Origin of the sequence: Dendronalium sp. ChiSLP03b, assembly GCF_034531165.2 — a bacterium.
Lineage (GTDB): Bacteria > Cyanobacteriota > Cyanobacteriia > Cyanobacteriales > Nostocaceae > Dendronalium > Dendronalium minutum.
The window spans coordinates 1-20,524 of the sequence record NZ_JAVRBR020000082.1; the positions used below are offsets into that span (position 1 = coordinate 1).

Annotated in this window: 15 protein-coding genes; 8 read left to right on the forward strand and 7 right to left on the reverse strand. The window is 42.4% G+C overall.

All coding sequences use genetic code 11. The features are described 5' to 3' along the window. The first annotated feature begins 158 nt into the window (after nt 1-158). Nucleotides 159-353, forward strand: coding sequence for a hypothetical protein (locus RMY31_RS19820; protein ID WP_322660672.1), 195 nt, complete (start codon nt 159-161; stop codon nt 351-353). Between the two features lie 139 nt (nt 354-492). Beyond that, the gene (locus RMY31_RS19825; RefSeq protein ID WP_409878106.1) at nt 493-1,302 is read left to right on the forward strand and encodes a caspase domain-containing protein; all 810 of its coding nucleotides are present in this window, start codon (nt 493-495) and stop codon (nt 1,300-1,302) included. 17 nt (nt 1,303-1,319) lie between these two features. On the opposite strand, the gene RMY31_RS19830 is transcribed toward RMY31_RS19825, so the two are convergent. Both RMY31_RS19830 and RMY31_RS19835 read right to left on the reverse strand, forming a co-directional pair. Then, the gene (locus RMY31_RS19830; RefSeq protein ID WP_322660677.1) at nt 1,320-1,745 is read right to left on the reverse strand and encodes an HNH endonuclease signature motif containing protein; all 426 of its coding nucleotides are present in this window, start codon (nt 1,743-1,745) and stop codon (nt 1,320-1,322) included. Then, a complete protein-coding gene (locus RMY31_RS19835) occupies nt 1,742-2,083 on the reverse strand; it encodes a hypothetical protein (protein WP_322660679.1) in 342 nt (113 codons plus the stop codon). The genes RMY31_RS19830 and RMY31_RS19835 overlap by 4 nt, the downstream gene beginning before the upstream one ends. 104 nt (nt 2,084-2,187) lie before the next feature. Here RMY31_RS19835 and RMY31_RS19840 point away from each other — a divergent pair, with 104 nt between their 5' ends. Further along, complete coding sequence (locus RMY31_RS19840) at nt 2,188-2,418, forward strand: DUF2281 domain-containing protein (RefSeq protein ID WP_322660681.1); 231 nt, start codon at nt 2,188-2,190, stop codon at nt 2,416-2,418. Continuing rightward, nucleotides 2,412-2,522, forward strand: coding sequence for a type II toxin-antitoxin system PemK/MazF family toxin (locus tag RMY31_RS19845; protein ID WP_322660683.1), 111 nt, complete (start codon nt 2,412-2,414; stop codon nt 2,520-2,522). The genes RMY31_RS19840 and RMY31_RS19845 overlap by 7 nt, the downstream gene beginning before the upstream one ends. Nucleotides 2,523-2,859: 337 nt before the next feature. On the opposite strand, the gene RMY31_RS19850 is transcribed toward RMY31_RS19845, so the two are convergent. The 3 genes from RMY31_RS19850 to menA form a co-directional block, all read right to left on the reverse strand. After that, nucleotides 2,860-4,281 carry a 2-succinylbenzoate--CoA ligase gene (locus RMY31_RS19850; protein ID WP_322660685.1) on the reverse strand — a complete coding sequence of 474 codons (1,422 nt, stop codon included), beginning with the start codon at nt 4,279-4,281 and terminating at the stop codon, nt 2,860-2,862. Continuing rightward, a complete protein-coding gene (locus RMY31_RS19855; protein WP_322660687.1) occupies nt 4,266-5,363 on the reverse strand; it encodes an o-succinylbenzoate synthase in 1,098 nt (365 codons plus the stop codon). Before RMY31_RS19855 ends, RMY31_RS19850 begins: the two co-directional genes overlap by 16 nt. A 106-nt stretch (nt 5,364-5,469) precedes the next feature. Next, entirely contained in the window at nt 5,470-6,366 is an 897-nt protein-coding gene (gene menA, locus RMY31_RS19860; RefSeq protein ID WP_322660689.1) for a 2-carboxy-1,4-naphthoquinone phytyltransferase, read from the reverse strand. Between the two features lie 402 nt (nt 6,367-6,768). Here menA and RMY31_RS19865 point away from each other — a divergent pair, with 402 nt between their 5' ends. Both RMY31_RS19865 and RMY31_RS19870 read left to right on the forward strand, forming a co-directional pair. Then, complete coding sequence (locus RMY31_RS19865) at nt 6,769-8,181, forward strand: isochorismate synthase MenF (protein ID WP_322660691.1); 1,413 nt, start codon at nt 6,769-6,771, stop codon at nt 8,179-8,181. A 118-nt stretch (nt 8,182-8,299) separates the two neighbouring features. Further along, nucleotides 8,300-9,457, forward strand: a complete 1,158-nt coding sequence (locus RMY31_RS19870) for a transporter substrate-binding domain-containing protein (RefSeq protein ID WP_322660787.1) — start codon at nt 8,300-8,302, stop codon at nt 9,455-9,457. A gap of 137 nt (nt 9,458-9,594) precedes the next feature. On the opposite strand, the gene RMY31_RS19875 is transcribed toward RMY31_RS19870, so the two are convergent. Both RMY31_RS19875 and RMY31_RS19880 read right to left on the reverse strand, forming a co-directional pair. Then, complete coding sequence (locus RMY31_RS19875) at nt 9,595-10,899, reverse strand: glutamate-5-semialdehyde dehydrogenase (protein ID WP_322660693.1); 1,305 nt, start codon at nt 10,897-10,899, stop codon at nt 9,595-9,597. Nucleotides 10,900-10,972: 73 nt separating this feature from the next. Next, nucleotides 10,973-15,190 carry a chemotaxis protein CheB gene (locus RMY31_RS19880; RefSeq protein ID WP_322660695.1) on the reverse strand — a complete coding sequence of 1,406 codons (4,218 nt, stop codon included), beginning with the start codon at nt 15,188-15,190 and terminating at the stop codon, nt 10,973-10,975. Between the two features lie 1,308 nt (nt 15,191-16,498). Here RMY31_RS19880 and RMY31_RS19885 point away from each other — a divergent pair. Then, on the forward strand, nt 16,499-19,876 hold the full coding sequence (locus RMY31_RS19885) for a tetratricopeptide repeat protein (protein WP_322660697.1): 3,378 nt from the start codon (nt 16,499-16,501) through the stop codon (nt 19,874-19,876). Between the two features lie 50 nt (nt 19,877-19,926). After that, on the forward strand, nt 19,927-20,334 hold the full coding sequence (locus RMY31_RS19890) for a four helix bundle protein (protein ID WP_322660701.1): 408 nt from the start codon (nt 19,927-19,929) through the stop codon (nt 20,332-20,334). Nucleotides 20,335-20,524: the final 190 nt, after the last annotated feature.

Here is a 20,524-nt window from a genome sequence, read left to right on the forward strand (position 1 = left end):
GTGTATTTAACTTTTTGGTCAACTTGATGGCTGGTTTGGCTGCTTACACCTATCTGCCCAAAAAACCCTCAATTGACATTTACCCAAACGATTTGCCTGCACTGCCTCCTGCCGTTTTTTAGTCCCGTCGAACTCACGTTAATTTATATTTCTCTACAATGCCTAATCCGAAAGGAACTCCTGAAAACTTAGAACCAATTAAATCTAATAGAGAAGAGCAATTAACAACGACCCTTAGTTTTCGTGTCACCGAAAAGATGAAGGAAGAGGTGAAAGCACTAGACGACCCTCCTGAATTTTGCCGTCAAGCAATCCAGAAAGCACTAGATGAAAAAAAAGGAAAAGATCAGTAGGTTTTAAATATTAATTTGATAATGCGATCGCACGTAAATTTGAGAGTAGTAAAAAGGGGCGATCGCTTTTATATTTTGATACCGTCTAAAATATACAATTAAGCAAGTTTGACTGTTTTAACGGAAACAAGCAAGTAAAATGGCGAAGTATGCATTGCTGATTGGGGTTAGTGAATATCAATCTCAAGAGATAAATCCGTTACTTGGTGTTGTTAAAGATATCGAAGCAATGCAGCGTGTTTTACAGAACCCAGAGGTAGGCGGGTTTTATGAAGTCAAATTTTTGCTTAATCCTGATTCCACCACCATGCAGTCAGAAATTGAGCAGTTGTTCATTGAGAGATGTCAAAAAGATGACATAGTAATGCTCTATTTTTCTGGACATGGCTACAGACATGAAGACGGAAATCTATTTTTTGTTACCCACAACACCCAAATCAATCCCCAAGGTTTACCGAGAATTGCAACAGCAGTAGATGCCAAGTTTATCCATGAACGTTACATGAGCCGCAGTAAATCGAAGCGACAGGTGTTAATTCTTGACTGCTGCTTTAGCGGAGCATTTGCTGAAAGCATGAGTGCAAAAAAACTTGTTTCTTTGAGTATTAATGATGAAATTGCTCAACAATTAGGTGGTGAAGGCAGAGCTGTGTTAACCTCCTCAACAGCTACACAACAATCATTTGAAGATTCGGGAGGGGGAGTTTACACCCGCTATTTGATTGAAGGTATTGAAACGGGGGCTGCTGACACTGACAACAATGGTGTAATTACAGTAGATGAACTGCATAAATATGCCAAGCGCAAAGTGCAAGAAGCAAAACCAGCAATGAAACCGGAAATCTTTGCCGTTCGGGAAGGTTATACAATTCGTTTAGCAAAAGCACCAGTAGGCGATCCGCAGTTAAAGTATCGCAAGGAAGTAGAAGGATGTGTCAGGAAAAGGTAAGCTCATCTGTCTATTGTTCAAATCTTGGAAGGATGTTCACTCATCTTCACCCACATTTTACGCACACGAGTCAATTGTGGACGGTTCATTTTCAAAGCAGAAATCGTTGCTCTACCAACAGGTGTAATTCCTATAATTTCTGTAGCATCTTCATTCCAAGTAAAATGCTCAGACCACAATTGCTGATGTGGATGAAATAATTTGACTTCTTGTTGCGTTATTGGATCGAGCGCTGTTTGACGGGATGCTTTATAACGGTTACAAGATGGGCAAGCCAAGCAGAGATTTTCAAACAGAGTTTCTCCATTAGCTGAACGAGGAACGATATGCTCAAACTCAAAAGTACTACCAGTCAGGGATTCAGCAGTATAGCAGTAAGCACAACAATCTTTAAAATGATTACGAATGTCTCGTTGTAATTCAACAGGAATGTAAACACTCACGCTACTTTTGATGTTCCTTTGAGTGTATTTAAGGTGTACCTAGCTCTGGTTTTAAGAATATTTAGCTGGTCAACTTGTGCTATTAAACGGTCTAGAGTGGCAGTTTCATCATCTGATAATTGCCGTTCAGCATTCTGAGCTAGCAAATCATCTAATTGAGCCTGAGCTTTAGGAGACAACATAGTTTCTGCCAAAGCTGTCAGTTCATCTTGGCTTAAACCAGTTAATATCTCAGCATCTACTGATGTATTTGTTAGCTGATTGTATGTTTCTAAATCTAACAGTACACCAACTCGCTCGCCTTGATGGTTGGTAACGTACTGGACTGATTCAAGCATAATTTTACAGTTCGCAAACTACTTTTGTTAGTAAAAGTCTATCAAAATGACTGGCTGTGTTGGCAAAGAGTATCCTAGAAAGAAAATCCCAGTCAGCGTACATCATGACAACACACGATGAAACCATTGCCAAAATTCGCCTTCTTCCAGAATCTCTGGTTCAAGAGGTCAATGATTTTATAGACTTCCTTGTTTGGAAATCTAGCAGTAAAGATTCTTCATCATGGCTTCAGTCTCATGAATCTTTGGAACTGGTTGAGTCAGACTTTGCTGACTACTTGTCTAACTTAGAAGATTATGAGAATCGCTTGGCTCGTGGAGAAATTCAGTGGTAGAAATTACACGAGGAGATGTAGTTCTGTGCGAGCTAAATCCAGTTGTGAGTACAGAACAAGCAGGTATCAGACCTGTTGTCATTCTACAGATGGTCAAGCAATAGCCGCGCCAGTAGTGTATGTCCTGCATTGTGAATGCGGCGGCGGACTTATTAATGCATCGACTTGCATTATGAATGCGGAGGCGGCCTTGTTAATGCATTGACTTGCATTGTGAATACGAGGACGGCCTTGTTAATGCATCGACTTGCATTGTGAATGCGTAGGCGGCCTTGTTAATGCATTGACTTGCATTGCATAAATTATCTAAAAATTTCTTATTACTGTTAACATCTTTGTTACATTGGGTACATTTATTTTTACATAAGTCCTAGCAGTCCGCGAAGGCGGACTACCTTTCGGGAAACTGCTAGCCCGTCTACGTTTGTGTAGCCGCGACTTCTAGTCGTTAGGGCTGAGTAAGAATTCTGCTGCTATTTGCTGTAGTTGTTGGCGGTTGATTTTACCTTGGGAGTTGCGGGGTAAGCTTGGCAGAGGAATCCAGTGTTTGGGAATTTTGAATTTGCAGAGTTTGTCTTTGAGTATGGTTTGAATTTCAGTTGTTGGAGTATTTGAGTTTTTGGGAACATAAAGGGCTGTTAAAGCTTGTCCCCAATATTTATCTGGTACGCCAATCACACAAATATCAGCAATCATTTGAGTTTCTCGGATTGCTGATTCAATTTCTACTGGGTAAATATTTTCCCCGCCTGTGATAATTTTTTCACTCCTACGTCCGACAATATTTAAGTAACCTTGTTCGTCTAAAAAGCCTAAATCATCTACTTGAAAATAATCCTGATTTTCCCAAGTTTGAGGATAGTAGCCAAGAGCTAAAGATTTAGTTTCAATAGTAATATTACCTATTTGATTTGAATCCGAAACCTCTCCTTGTTGATTGCAAATCTTTATCTGGGCATGAGGAAGAATTTGACCGCTGTTAATTTTACCATTGAGAAAATCATCAGGTTTGAGGGTGGCAATTTGGGAAGCGGTTTCTGTCATCCCATAGGTTGGTGCTAACCGGATACGATGAAATCTAGCATTTTCTAGGAGTTCGTGCCAAGCTGGCGCACCCCCTAAAAGTACAGTTGCAAATTGGGCTAGCCACTCAATTAATTGTGGATTTTGTAAAAGACGTTGTAACTGAGTTGGGACTAAAGATATGAAAAACGCTGAGTAATTAAGATTATATATTTGTCCAGATTCTACTGTTTTGAATGGCAAAATAGCTAGTTGACCACCAGTAGTAAAAGAACGCATAAATTGCATTAAACCGCTAACGTGATACAGCGGCAACACACAAAAAGAATTGACTTGCTTTTGCTGAAAATATTCTGTAAATCCTCGTACAGATGCCATGAGAGTTTCCCAAGTGTGCATGGCAAATTTAATTTGACCCGATGAACCACCAGTGGGAATCATGATGAGTGCTGAGTTAAGAGCAGAGACGTGATTAATCGCGTCTGTACAAGAGTGAGGATAAGGGAGTGTTTTCTCCCCCTGCTTCCCCTGCTCCCCTATCCCCAGCCCCCAAATTATGTCTGGCTGTACTAAATCAAATACTTGTTGCCATTCTTGTTTTCCCCAGTCGGGGTTGCACAAAAAAACTGCACAATTAGCAGCACAAGCGGCGATGAAACCTGCTAAAAATCTCTCTGGTTCGCGTTCAGCTAAGATGATTTTTGGTGGTGTTCCACCTGCTAATAATTGCTTTAGTTCTAAATATAATTCTTGGGTAAGTTCCTGAAATTGGTGGCTGTTGCAACCGATTAGCCAATCATTCTGAACACAATTTTTGAGATAGTCTAAAGGTTGTTCCATAGACTTTGCAGCCAGGCTCCTTCTTGTTCAAAAAAATGGTTGATGCCGAAACCAACAGCCCTATTGTGTTGGGATAATTCCGCTGCTAGTTGGATTGCGGCTTGTCTGCCAATGGCAGTTTCAAAGACGGATGAAAAGACAGCATCAATTTTGTGTTGTTGGCAAAACTGCCGCAGACGGGATGGTGAACCTACTATCCCAGGTTTAATCACAAAAATATCTCGCCAACCTTGTTGGAAACAGCATTCGAGTTGCTTGAGTGTGGCAACAGATTCATCTAAAGCTATTCGAGTTGCATAACACATATTCAATTCCAACATTCCCTGCAATTGCTCAACAGGTAGCGGTTGTTCGATAAATTCAATTTCCAGGAATAAGTTTTTATTTGCCCTGAGATTATCGCAAGTCCACAACCATAAGTTAGCTTCCTCATAGCTGAGTCCACCGTTTGCATCTAATCGCAGTTTGGCAGAAGCTGGTAAGGCGTGGGTTAGTAAATCAAAAATTTTCAGTTCATGCGCGATCGCATCTACACCAATTTTCCATTTAAACGTGCGATATCCCTGCTGCCATAGCGTTTGCCATTGTTCTAACACCGCCTCACCAGCTGGTAATAAGCCACTGTAGGGTAGGAGTGAAGAATTAGGAGTAGAGACGCGATTAATCGCGTCTGTACAAAAGTTAGGATTAATTGCGTCTGTACAAGAGTTAGGAGTTATAAAATTACTCTTGCTATTCCCCAGTCCCCAGTCCCCATTGCCCCTTATCCCCAGAGGGGGCCCCGAGTTCCCCAATCCCTCTAGCGCTGACTCAAAGCCAAATTGACAAGCGCTTAACTCATCTGGAATGGAGAAAATTGTCTCGGCTGTGATTTCTTCAGGGAGTTGGCGACAAAAATCTAAGGCTTGTTCTAGAGTTTCAGAACCAAACCAACTAATAGGGGCAATTTCTCCCCAACCGATACCTGTTTCATCACCAAGGCTAAGAATAATTCCGTCGCGGATATCCCAGATACCGTGACTGGTAGCTAGCGATCGCACAAACCTACGCCGATAAGGACGAAATTTAAATTTGTAACTCACTACGCGAAAATCAAGCTAACTCATTAGATTTGTCAGTTGTTAGTTGTCGTAGAGACGCGATTAATCGCGTCTGTACAAGAGTCAGTTGTTTGTGTTTTGCTATTGACTAAAACATGAATCCCAAGCCGAACAATAAACAACTCCAAAAATGCACTTTTACAGCGATGAATTTACAATTACTAACTTTGTCCGGCTGATGATGATTTTGCTGGACGTGGCGGCATAACTTGAAGGCATAAGGTAAACTCAGCCAACTCAGCAACGTCCATACTGGGAAAATTCCCCATAACACAAACAGCAAGGTGAGGGGATAAATACTGCCTGTAAACCAGTTGAGGAGTTGAGAACCTTTTGCTGTACCCAGACGGACGATAGGCGATCGCTTGCCTGCGGCTATGTCATCCTTAACCTGATGAAAGTGCGAACAAAACAAAATTAAACTTGTGGCAATTCCCACAATTAGCGAGGCTGCTAAACTCGTCATTGACCAATTTTGGGTTTGGCTATAATATGCTGCCGCCACTGCTAAGGGGCCAAAGGCAAAAAAGCAAATAATCTCACCCAAACCTTGGTATCCTAGGCGAAAGGGAGGCCCTTGATAAAGGTAGCCTAAACCACAACACAACAGAATTAGCCCGATGACAGTTGGGTCTTGTTGCCAAATAGCGATCGCTAATATTCCCAACAAACCCCCGATTAAACACAAATTTCCTAACCAAAACATTAATGGCTTATTGCCAGTCAAGTTCACCAGAGAATGATGTTTATTTTGATCGATTCCTGTTTCTGAATCAAAGACATCATTGCTAATATTTTCCCACGCCAGAATTAAAATTGCCGCAGCTACAAAAGTAGAAAATACTGCAACATTAAAAACTTTTGTCTGGGCGAAAGCTACCGCTGTTCCTACCCAAATAGGCATAATAGCAACGCTGTACATCGGCGGTTTAATTGCCGCCATCCATAATTTAATTTTAGGACGTGAAATCTGCGCTTGTGTCATCAGTCTTGATTAATTAAATTACAAGAACCATTACCCTAATTCCTTCATACTGAATGCTGACGTAGTATACTCCAGCTTGAGTCATAGGATTGAGTAAGGAAAAAGTCTCATTTTTCTTTAATAAACGAATAAATTTGCTTGCCTCAAACCTTGTGTGCTTGTTGAAAGTAGTTTTTAGACATTCTCAGCACTGTTTTCAGCTGGTTAACCTCCGTTTAGTAACACTCACTGTTTGGTTGCAACCCAAAACTGAGTATGGCTTGTCAGCGTCTAGGAACACCACAAACAAAGCAATCCATACTCTGGTGAAATGGCAACTGAATATGTTACCTGTAGAAATACGACCATGTTTAATTACACTTTAGGAAGCTAACTTAAAAAAAGTTTACTATTGCTAGATCCATGACAGTTTCACCATGTCGCAGCAACTTCTTTGTCAAACACAAAGACTTATATCAATTTCTGTTATCCGTTCAGGAAAATTGCCTCAAAAATGATTGTAGGCAAATTGTGAGTATTTCGTTGGATATTGACTGGATAGACCCCCTAGTTGTATTAGATCGACTTACGCAAGCAAATGAAATAAATTTTTACTTTGAGAACAAAGGCAAAGAAGAAGCGATCGCAGCCATTGATGCTGTAGCAAAATTACAAATTGATGGGGAAGAGCGTTTTACTCAAGCTGAATATTTTATCAAATCTTGTCTAAAAAATATAATTAACTTTGGTAACACAAACCAACCTTTTGCTGGTTCTCACTTTTTTTGTTACTTCAGCTTTTTTCATCAAAATACCCAAACAAATTACCCATTTCCATCTGCCACCATTTTTCTTCCACGTTGGCAAATAGCAGTGAAAAATCAGCAGTGTATATTAGTAAATAATATAATTATTAATGCTAGGGTAAATGTGCAAAAGATAGTGCAAAACTTGCAAAGCAAACTCAAGCTTCTCGATTCTTTAGAATATTATCCTTCAAAGTTTGATTTGACAGCAAATTTTAGCAAAAAACCTGTCACCAATTCTACACAATTTAAACGTTCAGTTGTATCTGCCCTAGAAAAAATTAAATCTAACCATTTAAGTAAGATTGTTTTGGCAGATGCATTAGATGTAAAATCTAGCAATAATTTTAACTTATTTAAATCCTTAGATAATCTCCGACAAATACATCCTAATTGTTATATTTTTTCTACAAGCAATGGTAAAGGACAAAGCTTTATAGGAGCTAGTCCAGAACGATTAATTAGTATTCATAGCCAACAGTTAATCACTGATGCGTTAGCTGGTTCTGCACCGCGAGGAAAAACACCTGCGGAAGATGCGGCTAATGCCAATCGCTTGCTTGAAAGTGAAAAAGAAAGGCACGAACATTTGCTAGTAATTGATTTCATTACTCAGCGTCTATCTCAGTTAGGTTTATTACCCCAGGTATTAGCACCACGTCTGAGACAATTATCAAATATTCAGCATTTATGGACACCAATTAACGCCATAGTTCCTGCTAATGTACATCCTTTGAAGATTGTCTCACAACTGCATCCTACACCAGCGGTTGCTGGTGCAGCTAGAGATATTGCCTGTGCGGAAATTCGTCGTTATGAAAGCTTTGAAAGGGGTTTATATGCTGCGCCTCTCGGTTGGATAGATTCCCACGGTAATTGCGAGTTTATTGTCGGCATTCGTTCAGCACTGATAGATGGCGATCGCGCGAGATTGTATGCTGGTGCTGGTATTGTTGCTGGTTCCGATCCCGATCGAGAGTTTGCAGAAGTGCAACTCAAACTTCAGGCTTTACTTAAAGCATTGGTATAAATTAAATTTAGTGTTTGCTTAATTGGTGCAGGTTTCATTCTGGTTTTAATGGGGGCTATGTAATATTTGTCATGAGTTGGGAATGATAGATATTGCATATAATCCCCAGAAAATATTTATGATAAATGCGATCGCCAGGAAACTTCACCAATTTCTAGCTGCTAGGAAGATGAAATATTTCCCAAAACCGCATATCTGGTTGGGACTGGTATGCGGACTCCTAGTGTTACTGTTGGTAGTCCATCCAGCGCAGTCCCAAACGCCTGATGCTAAACAATCATTAATAGTAGCAACCAGAGCTATTCCACCCTTTGTATTTGCAGACAATGGTGAACTATCGGGATTCAGTATCGATCTTTGGCGCAGCATCGCCAGCGACATAGGTGTAGATTCTAAATTTGTGGAGTATCCAAATGTAGCTGATTTGCTCTCAGGTGTTAAGAGCGGTAAAGTTAACGCAGGCATTGCAGCCATCTCAATTACTGCCGAACGCGAGCAGCAATTCGATTTTTCTTTACCCATGTTTGCTGGAGGCTTACAGATTCTGGTACGCAATCCAACACTAAATAGTAGTGGCCCGCCTAATATTTTGCAATTATTTTTCTCTGCTGCACTCTTGCAAGTAATAGGTCTGGCGATGCTACTAATTGTCGTAGCCGCTCACATCATTTGGTTATCTGAGCGCCATCACAAAGAAGGCATGATTTCCAAATCCTATTTTCCTGGGATTTTCAAAGCCTGTTGGTGGGCAGCTGCTACCTTAGCTACCCAAGCTGATGAAATGCCCAAAGGAGTAATTGGCAGAGTGTTAGCTATTATTTGGATGTTTATTGGAGTTATTTTCGTCGCGTACTTTACAGCTGCCGCTACCACCTCCCTGACTGTGCAACAGCTACAAGGAGATATCAAAAGTGTAAACGATCTACCCGGCAAATTAGTGGCTTCAACAGCTGGTAGCACAGCTGCAACATACCTCAAAGAACGCAAAATTTCAGTCTTAGAAGTCGCCAAAATTGAGCAGGCTTATGATGCTTTAGAAACAAAAAAAGCTGATGCTGTAGTATTTGACGCTCCTGTACTTTTGTTCTATGCTGCTAATCAAGGTCAAGGTCAGGTAGAGGTCGTGGGCAGTATCTTCCGTGAAGAAAACTACGGTATTGTTTTGCCCAATGACAGTTCCTACCGCAAACCCATCAATCGCGCCTTGCTGAAACTAAAAGAAAATGGCACTTATCAATCGCTTTATGATAAGTGGTTTGGTGCTAAAAAATCTTGAACTTGATGCAAACAACTTGTTTTCAACCTAGACAAATCTCTTGCTATTGATTACGCTCAGATTTATTTTGGTAACTCGGCTTGGCAACTAATTTTTTATGGGGATTGCTAACCATCCCCATAAAAAGTCAGAATTCTTTACGCTAAATCTTGATGAGTAAAGGACTTAGCATTTGCCCCTGTGTATGTGGCTACGATATGACCATCACCAGTCATTTGATATTTATATGTCACCAATCCTTCTAAACCGACTGGGCCGCGAGGAGGCATTTGTTGAGTACTAATTCCGACTTCTGCACCAAAACCGTAGCGGAAACCATCGGCAAAGCGGGTAGAACAGTTGTGAAATATATTAGCTGAATTTACCAGTCCAAAGAAAGTTTCCACAGCCGGAGAATCTTCAGAGATAATCGCATCAGTATGACGAGAACCATATTCGTTAATATGGGCGATCGCATCTTCTAGAGAATCCACAATCTTAATTGATAAAATAAAATCGCTGTATTCTGTTTCCCAGTCTATTTCTGTTGCAGCTGCAATATCAGGCAAAATTGCTAGAGTACGTTCATCGCCTCTTAATTCTACATGGCGTTCTGCTAAAGCCTCGGCTGCTTTTGGTAAAAATTCTGCGGCAATTGACTGATGAACTAGCAAAGTTTCAATGGCATTACAAACAGCAGGATATTGCGCTTTAGCATCAACTGTAATCGTAACTGCTTTGGCAATATCAGCGGCTTTATCTATGTAAAGATGACAAATTCCATCAGCATGACCTAGTACCGGAATGCGGGTATTTTCCTGCACAAACCGGACAAACGAATTAGAACCTCTAGGAATAATTAAATCTACATATTTATCTAACTTCAAAAGTTCTAAAGTCTCTTCTCTAGTTGTCAATAACTGTACCGCATTAGGGTTAACAGCAGTTTGAGATAATCCTTGCTTAATTGCCTTGACTATGGCTTCACAAGAACGCACAGCTTCTTTACCACCTTTGAGAATTACCCCATTCCCTGACTTGATAGCTAAAGAGACAATTTGAATTGCCGCCTCTGGACGTGCTTCAAAAATAATCCCCAAAACACCCAAAGGGCAAGTAATTCGCTTCAAAATTAAGCCAGTATCGAGTTCGCGGTGAATTTGGACTTTACCAACTGGATCGGCTAACTTACCCACATCTCGTACCCCAGCGATCGCATCTCTTAATTTATGTTCGTCCAACTGCAAACGCTTATAAAGTGGTTTGGGAATTCCTTGGGCAGCCGCAGCTTCACAATCAGCAACATTTGCCTGTAAAATTTCACTTCTGGCCGATTCTAAAGCTTGGGCGATCGCTTCAATGGCTTGATTTTTCGCCTCAGTAGACACAATTGCCAGCTTACTTGCAGCTTGGCGGGTTTGGTGGGCGATCGCAGTTAGGGAAGACACTTGGAGAGTAGTCATGTCACACAAGAACTTTAACTGTGGCAACAATCTTTAGCTTTTACTTATCCTATCAACCTTGGTTAGTCAGCTTTCAAGTATTTCTGATTTTTCCGGCTAAGGAAGCGACTACAAATACCAATTGATCGGGTTCGACGGGTTTAGCGATATGCATTTGGAAACCTGCTGTCAGAGCTTCCGTTTGCTCCATGTCTCCAGTATATGCAGTCAACGCTGCGGCTGGAATTTGTCCCCCAATTTCGGGACTCAGCATCCTTACTTGACGGATCAGCATAAAACCGTCTGCTTCCGGCATCCCGATATCAGACAACAACACATCGTACCCGCCAGGGTTTGCCATCAAAGTTGAGAGTGCCTCGCTGGCAGATGCAACAGTCGTGACTTCACCTCCATAGGCTTCAAGCACTGTTGTAAATAAATCACGGATATCTGTTTCGTCATCTACGACCAGCACCCGCACGCCCTCAAGCGATAAAATGGTATCTAATGACACTTTCGACTCTTCTATTGAGACGATCGCCTCTTCCGTACTTGGCAAAGAACCCCCTTGCGGATTAGTTTGCAGCGGTAGCCTGACGGTAAACGTTGCCCCTTGTCCCTCACCTTGGCTCTCGGCATTAACTGTACCGCCGTGGAGTTCTACTAAATGACGAACAATCGAAAGTCCTAGTCCCAGTCCCGGATTTGAGCGCGTTCTGGTGCCATCGGCCTGACGGAAGCGTTCAAAAAGATAAGGTAGAAAGTCAACATTGATACCCTGACCTGTGTCACTGACTTGAATTTGAGCTTGAAAATCAAGGTACTCTAATGTGACTTCAATTCTGCCTCCCACTGGGGTGAATTTAATGGCGTTAGAGAGTAAATTCCAAATCACTTGCTGTAAGCGGATCGGATCGCCTAATATCCTTTTCGTTGCAGGCTCCAGCCTGGATTCAATTTGAATGTTTTTAGCTTCTGCTGATAGGCTGACGACCTCGATCGCAGCCTCAATTACAAAAGCCAGTTCAATCAACTGGGCATCTAAACGGAGTCTGCCTGAGCTAATACGTGAGATATCTAAGAGATCCGCAATCAACTGGGCTTGCGTTTTGGCACTGCGCTCAATAGCTTCCAACGCCTGCTGAGTTCTAGCTTCATCAAGCTGCTGGTTTCGCAGTAAATTTGCCCACCCCAGCAGAGAATTAAGTGGGTTCCGCAGTTCGTGAGAGAGAACTGATAAGAACTCATCTTTGGCGCGGTTGGCTGTCTCAGCGGCGGCGCGAGCTGACTGTTCTTGAGTCAACAACTGAGTGCGTTCTGCCTCCAACTGCTTGCGCTGGGTGATGTCTTCAATTACTAAAAGAATCATTGGCGTATTGTCGATTTGAGGCATTTTTCGGGCATTAAACCGCACGGTTTTTTGCCCATGCTCGAAATCATGCTCAACCTCAAGGTCTTGAAATGGGGTATCGCTGGGGAGAATGCTTTCTAGGAGCGATCGCAATTGGGGAATATTCCACTGTCCATTGCCGATTTCAAAGATAAGGCGCTGTTGAGTTTCGCTTGGCAAAACTTGGAATGTCTCGTAAAAAGACCGATTGGCAGAAACCACCCGTAAATTTGTATTCAGCACTACTAGAGATTCTCGCACGGTGTCCACGGTTGCTTCGGCATAATCACGAGAGGCTCTCAGCTGCTCTGCACCGCGTTTGAGTCCGTCTATATCAACCAATACTACTACAGCACCGTCAATTTTATTGTCTATTGTTCTATAGGGTCGAATTCGCATATCGTACCAATAACCGTCCTGGTCTTGAACCTCCTGAGTTTTTAAGTTAAGAGTATTAATTACATCTAATATCTGTTGCTCTAAGTCAGGAACATTTAGATTGTGGTTGATATCACTCAACGGTCGTCCTACATCCGTAGGAATCAAGTTGAAAATTAATTCTGCTAGCGGTGTAAAACGCCGGATTCGCAAATCGCCTCCCAGCATCAGAATAGGAATGTTAATACTGCTGAGCAAATTTTGCAAATCGTTGCTGACCTGAGTTGATTCGATATTCCGCCGCTGGAGTTCGTCGTTGATTGTGTTTAGTTCTTCATTGGTTGCTTGAATTTCTTCTTTGGCGGTTTCTAGTTCCTCATTGGTACTTTGCAACTCTTCGTTACTTGAGAGGATTTCTTCGTTGGCAGCTCTCAAGTCTTGATTGTTGGCTTGCTGCTCCTCAATGATCGATCGAAGATAATCTTGAGTGGTTGCTAGTTCTTGTTTGAGTTGGGTATTCTCCTGTTCGTTAGCAGTTGGCTTGCGCCGCGTACCTCTGACGTTGCGATCGTCAGCCTCTAAAGCAGGGGACAATAATAAAAGTGTATCCTCAAACAAAATTAAAAAGTAAGATTCTTGTGCTGCGGTGGGTTTGAACGGAATCACATCAATTTTTACTTGTCTGATGCGATCGTTCTCTCTAATTTGTAAGCTTTCTTTACTTATCGGCATTTCCTGGTTTTTTGCTTGGTGGATGGCGGTACGTAGCTCTAGCCGCAAATCTTCCTTTACCATCTTTAGCAGGTTAAAGCTTGCCCTTCCAGGTGAAGGTTGTAGATAGGGAGCAGTCTGCCCCCTAAATTGCAAAATCTCTAGATTGTTGTTGACAACAACACCGACCGGAGCATATTTACTCAAGACGATGCTGTCAGCTTGTTTCTGTATGTCCAGGTCGTTCCAATAATGCTCGCCGGCTGTGAACCGAGGGTTTGCAGTTTCTACAAGATAGTTGCTGGCAGGCAGATCGATACCTATCTGAGCAGATGCCACTTTCCGAGCATAAATCTTGTACTTCTTGTCCACCACAGAAAACAAGTCCGAGAACTCACCCACTGTCTCCGAAGTGCCTAACATCAAAAAGCCCGTTAACTTTAAACCATAATGAAAGATTGGTATGAGCTTCTTCTGGACAGCGACTCCTAAATAAATCAGTACATTTCGACAAGTAATCAAATCCAGTCTGGAAAATGGGGGATCGCTGATGAGGTTTTGCCTAGCAAAGACACACAACTCGCGTACTGATTTGCTAATCTGGTAACCACTTTCTACTTGGACAAAGAAGCGCTGTAGACGTTCTGGAGAAATATCTGCTACTTGGCTGGGCTTGTAAATGCCAAGACGGGCTTTTTCAATAGCCACTTCATTGATATCTGTGGCAAAAATTTGGATTGATGGGTTGATTCCCTGATTTGTCACATACTCCAGCAAGCAAATGGCAATAGAATAAGCTTCCTCTCCCGTCGAACAACCCGTCACCCAGATGCGGATGGGCGACTGCGGCGTTCTATCCTTGGCAATTACAGGAAATACTTTGTTCTTTAAAACTTCAAAAGCTTCGGGATCGCGAAAAAAACTGGTGACAGAAATTAGTATATCCTGATACAACGCAATCATTTCGGCAGGATTGTCTTGAAGATAACGCAGATAATCCTCCAGCCTTTCTAGCTGGTATAAAACCATCCGCCGCAAAATCCGCCGCTTTAAAGTTGTCTGCTTGTAGTGATTAAAGTCCACCTTCGTGCTAGCTCGCAGCAAACTGAAGATGACAAGGAGTGCTTCTTCGCCTTCAGGCGATGGCTCAGCCGATTTACTCGCAATCGGGGAGCTAACGTAAGGATGACGGCTAATCTTAGTCAACTCCTGTGCAATCGCTTGCGGGTTCATAATAAAATCTACATGACCTGAAGCCACAGCAGTGTTCGGCATACTATTGACTCTTGCAGATTCCTCACATTGGGCAAAAGTAATACCGCCAACTCCCTTAATTGTTTCCAGTCCGCGCGTGCCATCTGCATCGCCCCCCGACAGCACAACACCAATTGCTTTATTTCCCCGATCTTCTGCTAACGAAATAAAGAAAGCATCGACTGTTTTAGATAACCCATACACCTTATCGCGCGGTCTCAGTTTCAGTATCCCTTGAGAAATGGTCATCGTTGTATTGGGCGGTATCACGTACACATGATTCGGTTCCACAGACATGCCATCACGCACTTCTCTTACAGGCATCTCGGTACTTCGAGAAAGAATCTCAGCCAATAAACTTTTTTTATCGGGACTCAAGTGCTGAATCAGCACAAATGCCATGCCAGTATCGGTTGGTAAATGGCTCAGCAATTCTGCAAACGCTTCCAATCCACCCGCAGAGGCTCCCATGCCAACAATAGGAAATAATTGATTCTGATTTTCTTGCTGTTCCGCATCGGATGTTTTAGCAGGAGTAGAATTAGAGCGAGATTTTTTGGAAGGTCGCCTAGATGTCATGGTCTGCAAAAGATAACAGCTCGAGCGTTCTGTCTTTAATCATCGAAAAGAGAACTTGACACCCGACGAATGACTAAGAAAAATTCATAGCTCTCAAGCTGACTAAAGTCAATCTTGATTACGGTGTTATTGTCTCAGTAAAATATTGTATCTGCCAAGAAAGATATATTACCTCTATCTTCTTAAATACTTTCTAGATTAATTATTTTAGCGGAAAAAGTAGAGAAATTCTCACTTTTGGGAGTTGTAAATATTTCCAATAATACCAGTTTTTATGCTTTTGGTGTTACGGTCTGGTTAAAAAATTTGTTAATAATTATTAAATTTAAGATTGATTGCTCACATGTATAGAGAGACTTGGAAACAATTGGGTGAATAGAATAAGAAACGTTTTGTTATTAAACATTACCACATTATTTGGGAGCATCCCAATTTTGCAAATTTACCAAGATGATAGATTGTCATTGTGAATGAAACGTGGCATGGTGTTCGCCCTTGGCGTTCCGCCAACGCAATGACAAAATATGTTTTTACACATTTGGGATGCCCCCCATTATTTCACTTGATAATTTCTGATAAATAGTTTCTAGAAAAAAGATTTTTAACTTTTCATAAGCGTTATAGCATGACATCAAATCTCTTAACTAAACCGTATGGGGGTAGTAGGTGAGTAAAACCTTTACACTAGTCTTAGAGGATGTTTGAAAAGTTCTTTTGTTGGTAGCAAAACGTTTTAGATCCCCCTAAATCCCCCTTAAAAAGGGGGACTTTAAGAAGCTTTCCCCCTTTTTAAGGGGGGCTAGGGGGGATCGACAAGTGCCTAAAATCACAGCTAACCACTTTTCAAACAACCTCTTAACAGAGTTCTTAACGACAGAAACTTCTATCCTAACCAAGACTTATGCAAAGGTAACGTATTTTCGTCATTGCGAGCGAAGCGAAGCAATCCCGATCCTGACGAGATTGCTTCGCTGCACTGCGTTCCGCTCGCAATGACAATCATAGCTGCGTAAGTCCTGCTAACGATGGAACTTAACGATCTAACGACAGAACTTAGCGATCTAACGACAGCTTCTTTTGCAATGCGATCGCAACTCAACTGAGTTGGCAAAACCACTCGTAAAGTAACAATAAATTTTCAGCAATTTCTCTGAGTAAAACTAAATAATTGACTAAGTAGCCGTCATGAACTGCGTACACCAGGACAGATGAAAAACTTTTCTTTCCTTGTGCCTCCTGCCTCCTGCCTCCTGCCTTCTACTTATTGGCAGGATTCTTGTCTGCGTCAATATTACTTGAAAGCTCAAAATGCATAAATTAAAGTCTACGTTTATCTTAGAGCGCTTTCCACGTTATTTTACTCGTTGCAGTTTAACCGTATTACTTAGCGTAGTTTTACTGTCTGATGCAGTGGGGGCAACATCGAGAATCATACCATTGCAGATTGCCCAACAAACAACAACGCCACAAAATGCTAAACGCGTGCAAGGACAACAACTGTTGCAAGAAGCGCAGAAACTTTACGAACAAGGCACGGCAGAATCTCAGCAACAAGCGATCGCCAAATATGCAGCAGCACTGAAAATTTGGCAAGAAATCGGCGATCGCAATTTAGCAGCAAACACACTGATTGCTATTGGGAAAGTTTACTTTCAGTTAAGCGAGGCAAAAAAAGCACTTGACTTCTACAATCAAGGGCTGGCAATCCAAGTTGCCCAGAAGGATCTGCAAGGACAAGCTGACACCCTCTACACAATCGGTAGAATCTACGCGGGTTTAGGCGAACCTCAAAAGGCGTTGAACTCTTTAAATCAAGCATTGGAAATTCAGCGTGCCAGAAAGGAACTCGCTGGACAAGGCGAAACCTTGACCATCATCGGTGCAGTCTACTTCTCAGTGGGTGACAATCAAAAGGCACTGAACTCTTTAAACCAAGCACTACAAGTACAACAGCAAGCCCAAAACAATTTGTCTGGCGCGGCTTTGGCATTAAACTTTGGTCAGCAAGCCTCTACTCTCTCGGTAATTGCTGGTACTTATAATGCGTTAGGTGAATCTCAGAAGGCAATAGAATACTATAATCAAACGCGATCGCTCTTTCAAAAGGCAGGTAATCGCAATGGAGAAGCTGAAATTCTCAACCAAATTAGCCTTGTCTACGACTCCTTGGGTGAAAAGCAAAAAGCCCTTGATGCGTTGAACCAAGCACTAGTGATTCAACGTAGCGATCGCAATCGTACTAGGGAAGCTTTTACCCTTGGTAACATCGCGGCAATTTATCAATCATTCGGCGATTATCAGCAAGCACTCAACTCATATAACCAAGCACTAGAACTCAGCCGTCAAGTTGGCGATCGCAGTATAGAAGCTGGTACGCTCCAGGGTATGGCTTTAGTTTACAGTTTCTTGGGCGACTATAACTTAAGTGTGGAAACTTACAACCAAGCACTAGAAATATTTAAGCAGATAGGCGATCGCAGTTCGCAAGCCCAAACCCTCGACAACATAGGCAGCGTTTACCGACTAGCCGAAGATTATCCCAAAGCGCTGGATTATTACAACCAAGCACTGACATTGTGGCGCGAACAAGGAGCTGTTTTTCAGGAATTTGCCACACTCACAGGCGTTATTAGAGTTGATGAGTCATTGAAAGATTATCCCAAAGCGCTGGAGAATGCCAATCGGGTGCTGACATTGTCACGCCAACAAAAAAGCGGCTTTATAGAAGCTTCAGCCTTGGCTTTGTTGGGTAGGATATATCAAGCATCGGGCGATTATCAAAAAGCTTTGGATTTCTCCACTCAAGCAGTAGCTGGGTGGCGGAAATTAAAGCGTCGAAATGCAGAGGCTAAGGTTTTAGGCAACATCGGCAACTCTTACAATGCATTAAAGCAGCCGCAACAAGCGATCGCCACTTACAATCAACAATTAACACTTTTGCGAACTTTGGGCGATCGCACGAGTGAAGCCGACACACTATACTATATTGCACTTACCGAACGCGATCGGGGCAATCTTCAAGCCGCTCGTACTCAAATCGAATCCACAATCAAAATCGTTGAGGATACGCGTAGCAAAGTTACCAGTCAGGAACTGCGTACTTCTTACTTTGCCACCGTGCAGAAGTATTACGAGTTTTACATTGACCTGTTGATGCAGTTGCACAAGCAAAACCCATCGCAAGGATACGCTGCTTTAGCATTGCAAGCCAGCGAACGCTCCCGCGCCAGGGGTTTAGTAGAACTATTAACCGAAGCTAACGTAGATATCAAAAAAGATGTTGACCCGAAACTTTTGACACAAGAAAACCGTTTACAATGGCAAATTGCTGCCAAAGAGAAAAAACTCTCCGAGCTATCCAATCAAAATAATACTCCGCAGCAACTAACAACGCTGACAGCAGAACTGACAAATCTCCTCGACCAACAAGAACAACTCAAGACAAAAATCCGCGCTCAAAATCCTGAGTATGCTGCACTCAAGTATCCCAATCCCATTACCTTGCCTCAAATTCAGCAACAACTAGATAAAGATACCTTACTGTTAGAGTATTCTTTGGGTGAAAAACGCAGCTATCTTTGGTTAATCACGCCTAATTCTCTCAACAGTTATCAACTCCCTGGACGCGAACAGATAGAAAAAGTAGCGAAAAACTTCTACAACAACTACTTAAAAAACCCCGGAATTCAGGGATTATCACCAGAAGAAATCGCTCGAGCTGCTGACGATCTGAGTAAACTAATCCTCGCACCTGTGGCTGACAAGTTGGGGCAAAAACGCTTAGTAGTTGTCGGCGATGATGCTTTGCAATACATTCCCTTTGCGGCATTAACATCAGGAAAATCGGCAGCGTCAAAGTATCAACCATTAGTAGTCAACCATGAAATTATCAGTTTGCCTTCCGCTTCCACCATTGCCATTCTCAGAAAAGAACTCAAAGGGCGTGCCAAAGCACCGAAAAATCTAGCTATTCTCGCCGACCCAGTATTTAGTACTTCAGATGAACGGGTATCTGCCAAACCCTCAAATATTCTCAACGACCCCAACCTACAATTACAAGCGTCTGCCCTAAATCGGTCTGCTGGCGAAATCAACCGTAGCAATGTTGAAAGACTCAAAGGCACTCGCACAGAAGCACAAGAGATTCTCAAACTTGTGCCGCCCTCAGAAAGATTGCAAGCTTTGGATTTTGACGCTAATTACAACTGGGCAACTAGCAAACAACTTAGCCAATACCGCATAATTCATTTTGCTACCCACGGCTTAGTCAACAGCAAAGAGCCGGAATTATCGGGAATAGTACTTTCTCTGATAGATAAACAAGGTCAGCCCCAAAGAGGGTTTTTGCGCCTGGATGATATCTTCAATCTCAACTTTCCAGCAGAGTTAGTGGTGCTGAGTGCCTGTAAAACAGGGTTGGGTAAAGAAGTCAAAGGAGAAGGACTAGTAGGGTTGACAAGAGGATTAATGTATGCGGGTGCAGCCAGAGTTGTAGTGTCTTTGTGGAACGTAGACGATGAAGCCACATCCTCGTTGATGCAGCAATTCTACAGCCAAATGTTGCAACAGGGTAAATCTCCCGCCGCCGCCTTGCGATCTGCACAAATCCAACTCTCGCAGCAGGAGCAGTGGCGTAACCCCTATTTCTGGGCGGGCTTTACCTTGCTTGGTGAATGGCGGGAGTAGGGGCAGAGGGCAGAGGGGCAGGGGGGCAGAGGGGCAGAGGTGGAGAACAGATGCAAAGAGAACCGATCAAAAATCATAAAGACCTTGAAGTATACCAAATGGCGTTTGATGCAGCCATGAAAATTTTTGAACTCTCTAAAAAGTTTCCCCTTGAGGAGCGATATTCATTAACGGATCAGATTCGTCGATCGTCACGTTCTGTTTGTGCAAATTTGGCAGAAGCATGGAGAAAGCGCCGATATGAGGCAGCTTTTGTGGCTAAACTCAACGACTGTGTTCGCGAAGCGTGTCGTAGACAAGCAGAAGCTGCTGAAACTCAGACTTGGATTGAGTTTGCTGTTAAGTGCAACTATCTGGATCTTGAATCAGGTCAAGAACTCTATGGAACCTATAATCGAATCCTAGGTGGTTTAGTAAGCATAATTACCAATCCCTTACCTTGGTTAATGAAACGTTGATATTCCGCCCCTCTGCTCCCTCGCCCCCCTGCTCCCCTGCCTCTCTGCTCCCCTGCTCACAAGTGTAGGTTTTTAATCAAGCAATGAGTAATGACTATAAAACTAACGCTCTAATCATCATTTCTTCTACCCCTACACCCTTACACCCCCACACCCTTACACCCTAAAACCAGGGTTTTAGGAACAAAAC

Excerpts from the sequence above, each read along its gene's own strand:
- RMY31_RS19820 (WP_322660672.1), top strand. The coding sequence starts at position 159 with ATGCCTAATCCGAAAGGAACTCCTGAAAACTTAGAACCAATTAAATCT.
- RMY31_RS19825 (WP_409878106.1), top strand. The coding sequence starts at position 493 with ATGGCGAAGTATGCATTGCTGATTGGGGTTAGTGAATATCAATCTCAA.
- RMY31_RS19835 (WP_322660679.1), bottom strand. The coding sequence starts at position 2,083 with ATGCTTGAATCAGTCCAGTACGTTACCAACCATCAAGGCGAGCGAGTT.
- RMY31_RS19840 (WP_322660681.1), top strand. The coding sequence starts at position 2,188 with ATGACAACACACGATGAAACCATTGCCAAAATTCGCCTTCTTCCAGAA.
- RMY31_RS19850 (WP_322660685.1), bottom strand. The coding sequence starts at position 4,281 with ATGGAACAACCTTTAGACTATCTCAAAAATTGTGTTCAGAATGATTGG.
- menA (WP_322660689.1), bottom strand. The coding sequence starts at position 6,366 with ATGACACAAGCGCAGATTTCACGTCCTAAAATTAAATTATGGATGGCG.
- RMY31_RS19865 (WP_322660691.1), top strand. The coding sequence starts at position 6,769 with ATGACAGTTTCACCATGTCGCAGCAACTTCTTTGTCAAACACAAAGAC.
- RMY31_RS19870 (WP_322660787.1), top strand. The coding sequence starts at position 8,300 with ATGATAAATGCGATCGCCAGGAAACTTCACCAATTTCTAGCTGCTAGG.
- RMY31_RS19875 (WP_322660693.1), bottom strand. The coding sequence starts at position 10,899 with ATGACTACTCTCCAAGTGTCTTCCCTAACTGCGATCGCCCACCAAACC.
- RMY31_RS19880 (WP_322660695.1), bottom strand. The coding sequence starts at position 15,190 with ATGACATCTAGGCGACCTTCCAAAAAATCTCGCTCTAATTCTACTCCT.
- RMY31_RS19885 (WP_322660697.1), top strand. The coding sequence starts at position 16,499 with ATGCATAAATTAAAGTCTACGTTTATCTTAGAGCGCTTTCCACGTTAT.
- RMY31_RS19890 (WP_322660701.1), top strand. The coding sequence starts at position 19,927 with ATGCAAAGAGAACCGATCAAAAATCATAAAGACCTTGAAGTATACCAA.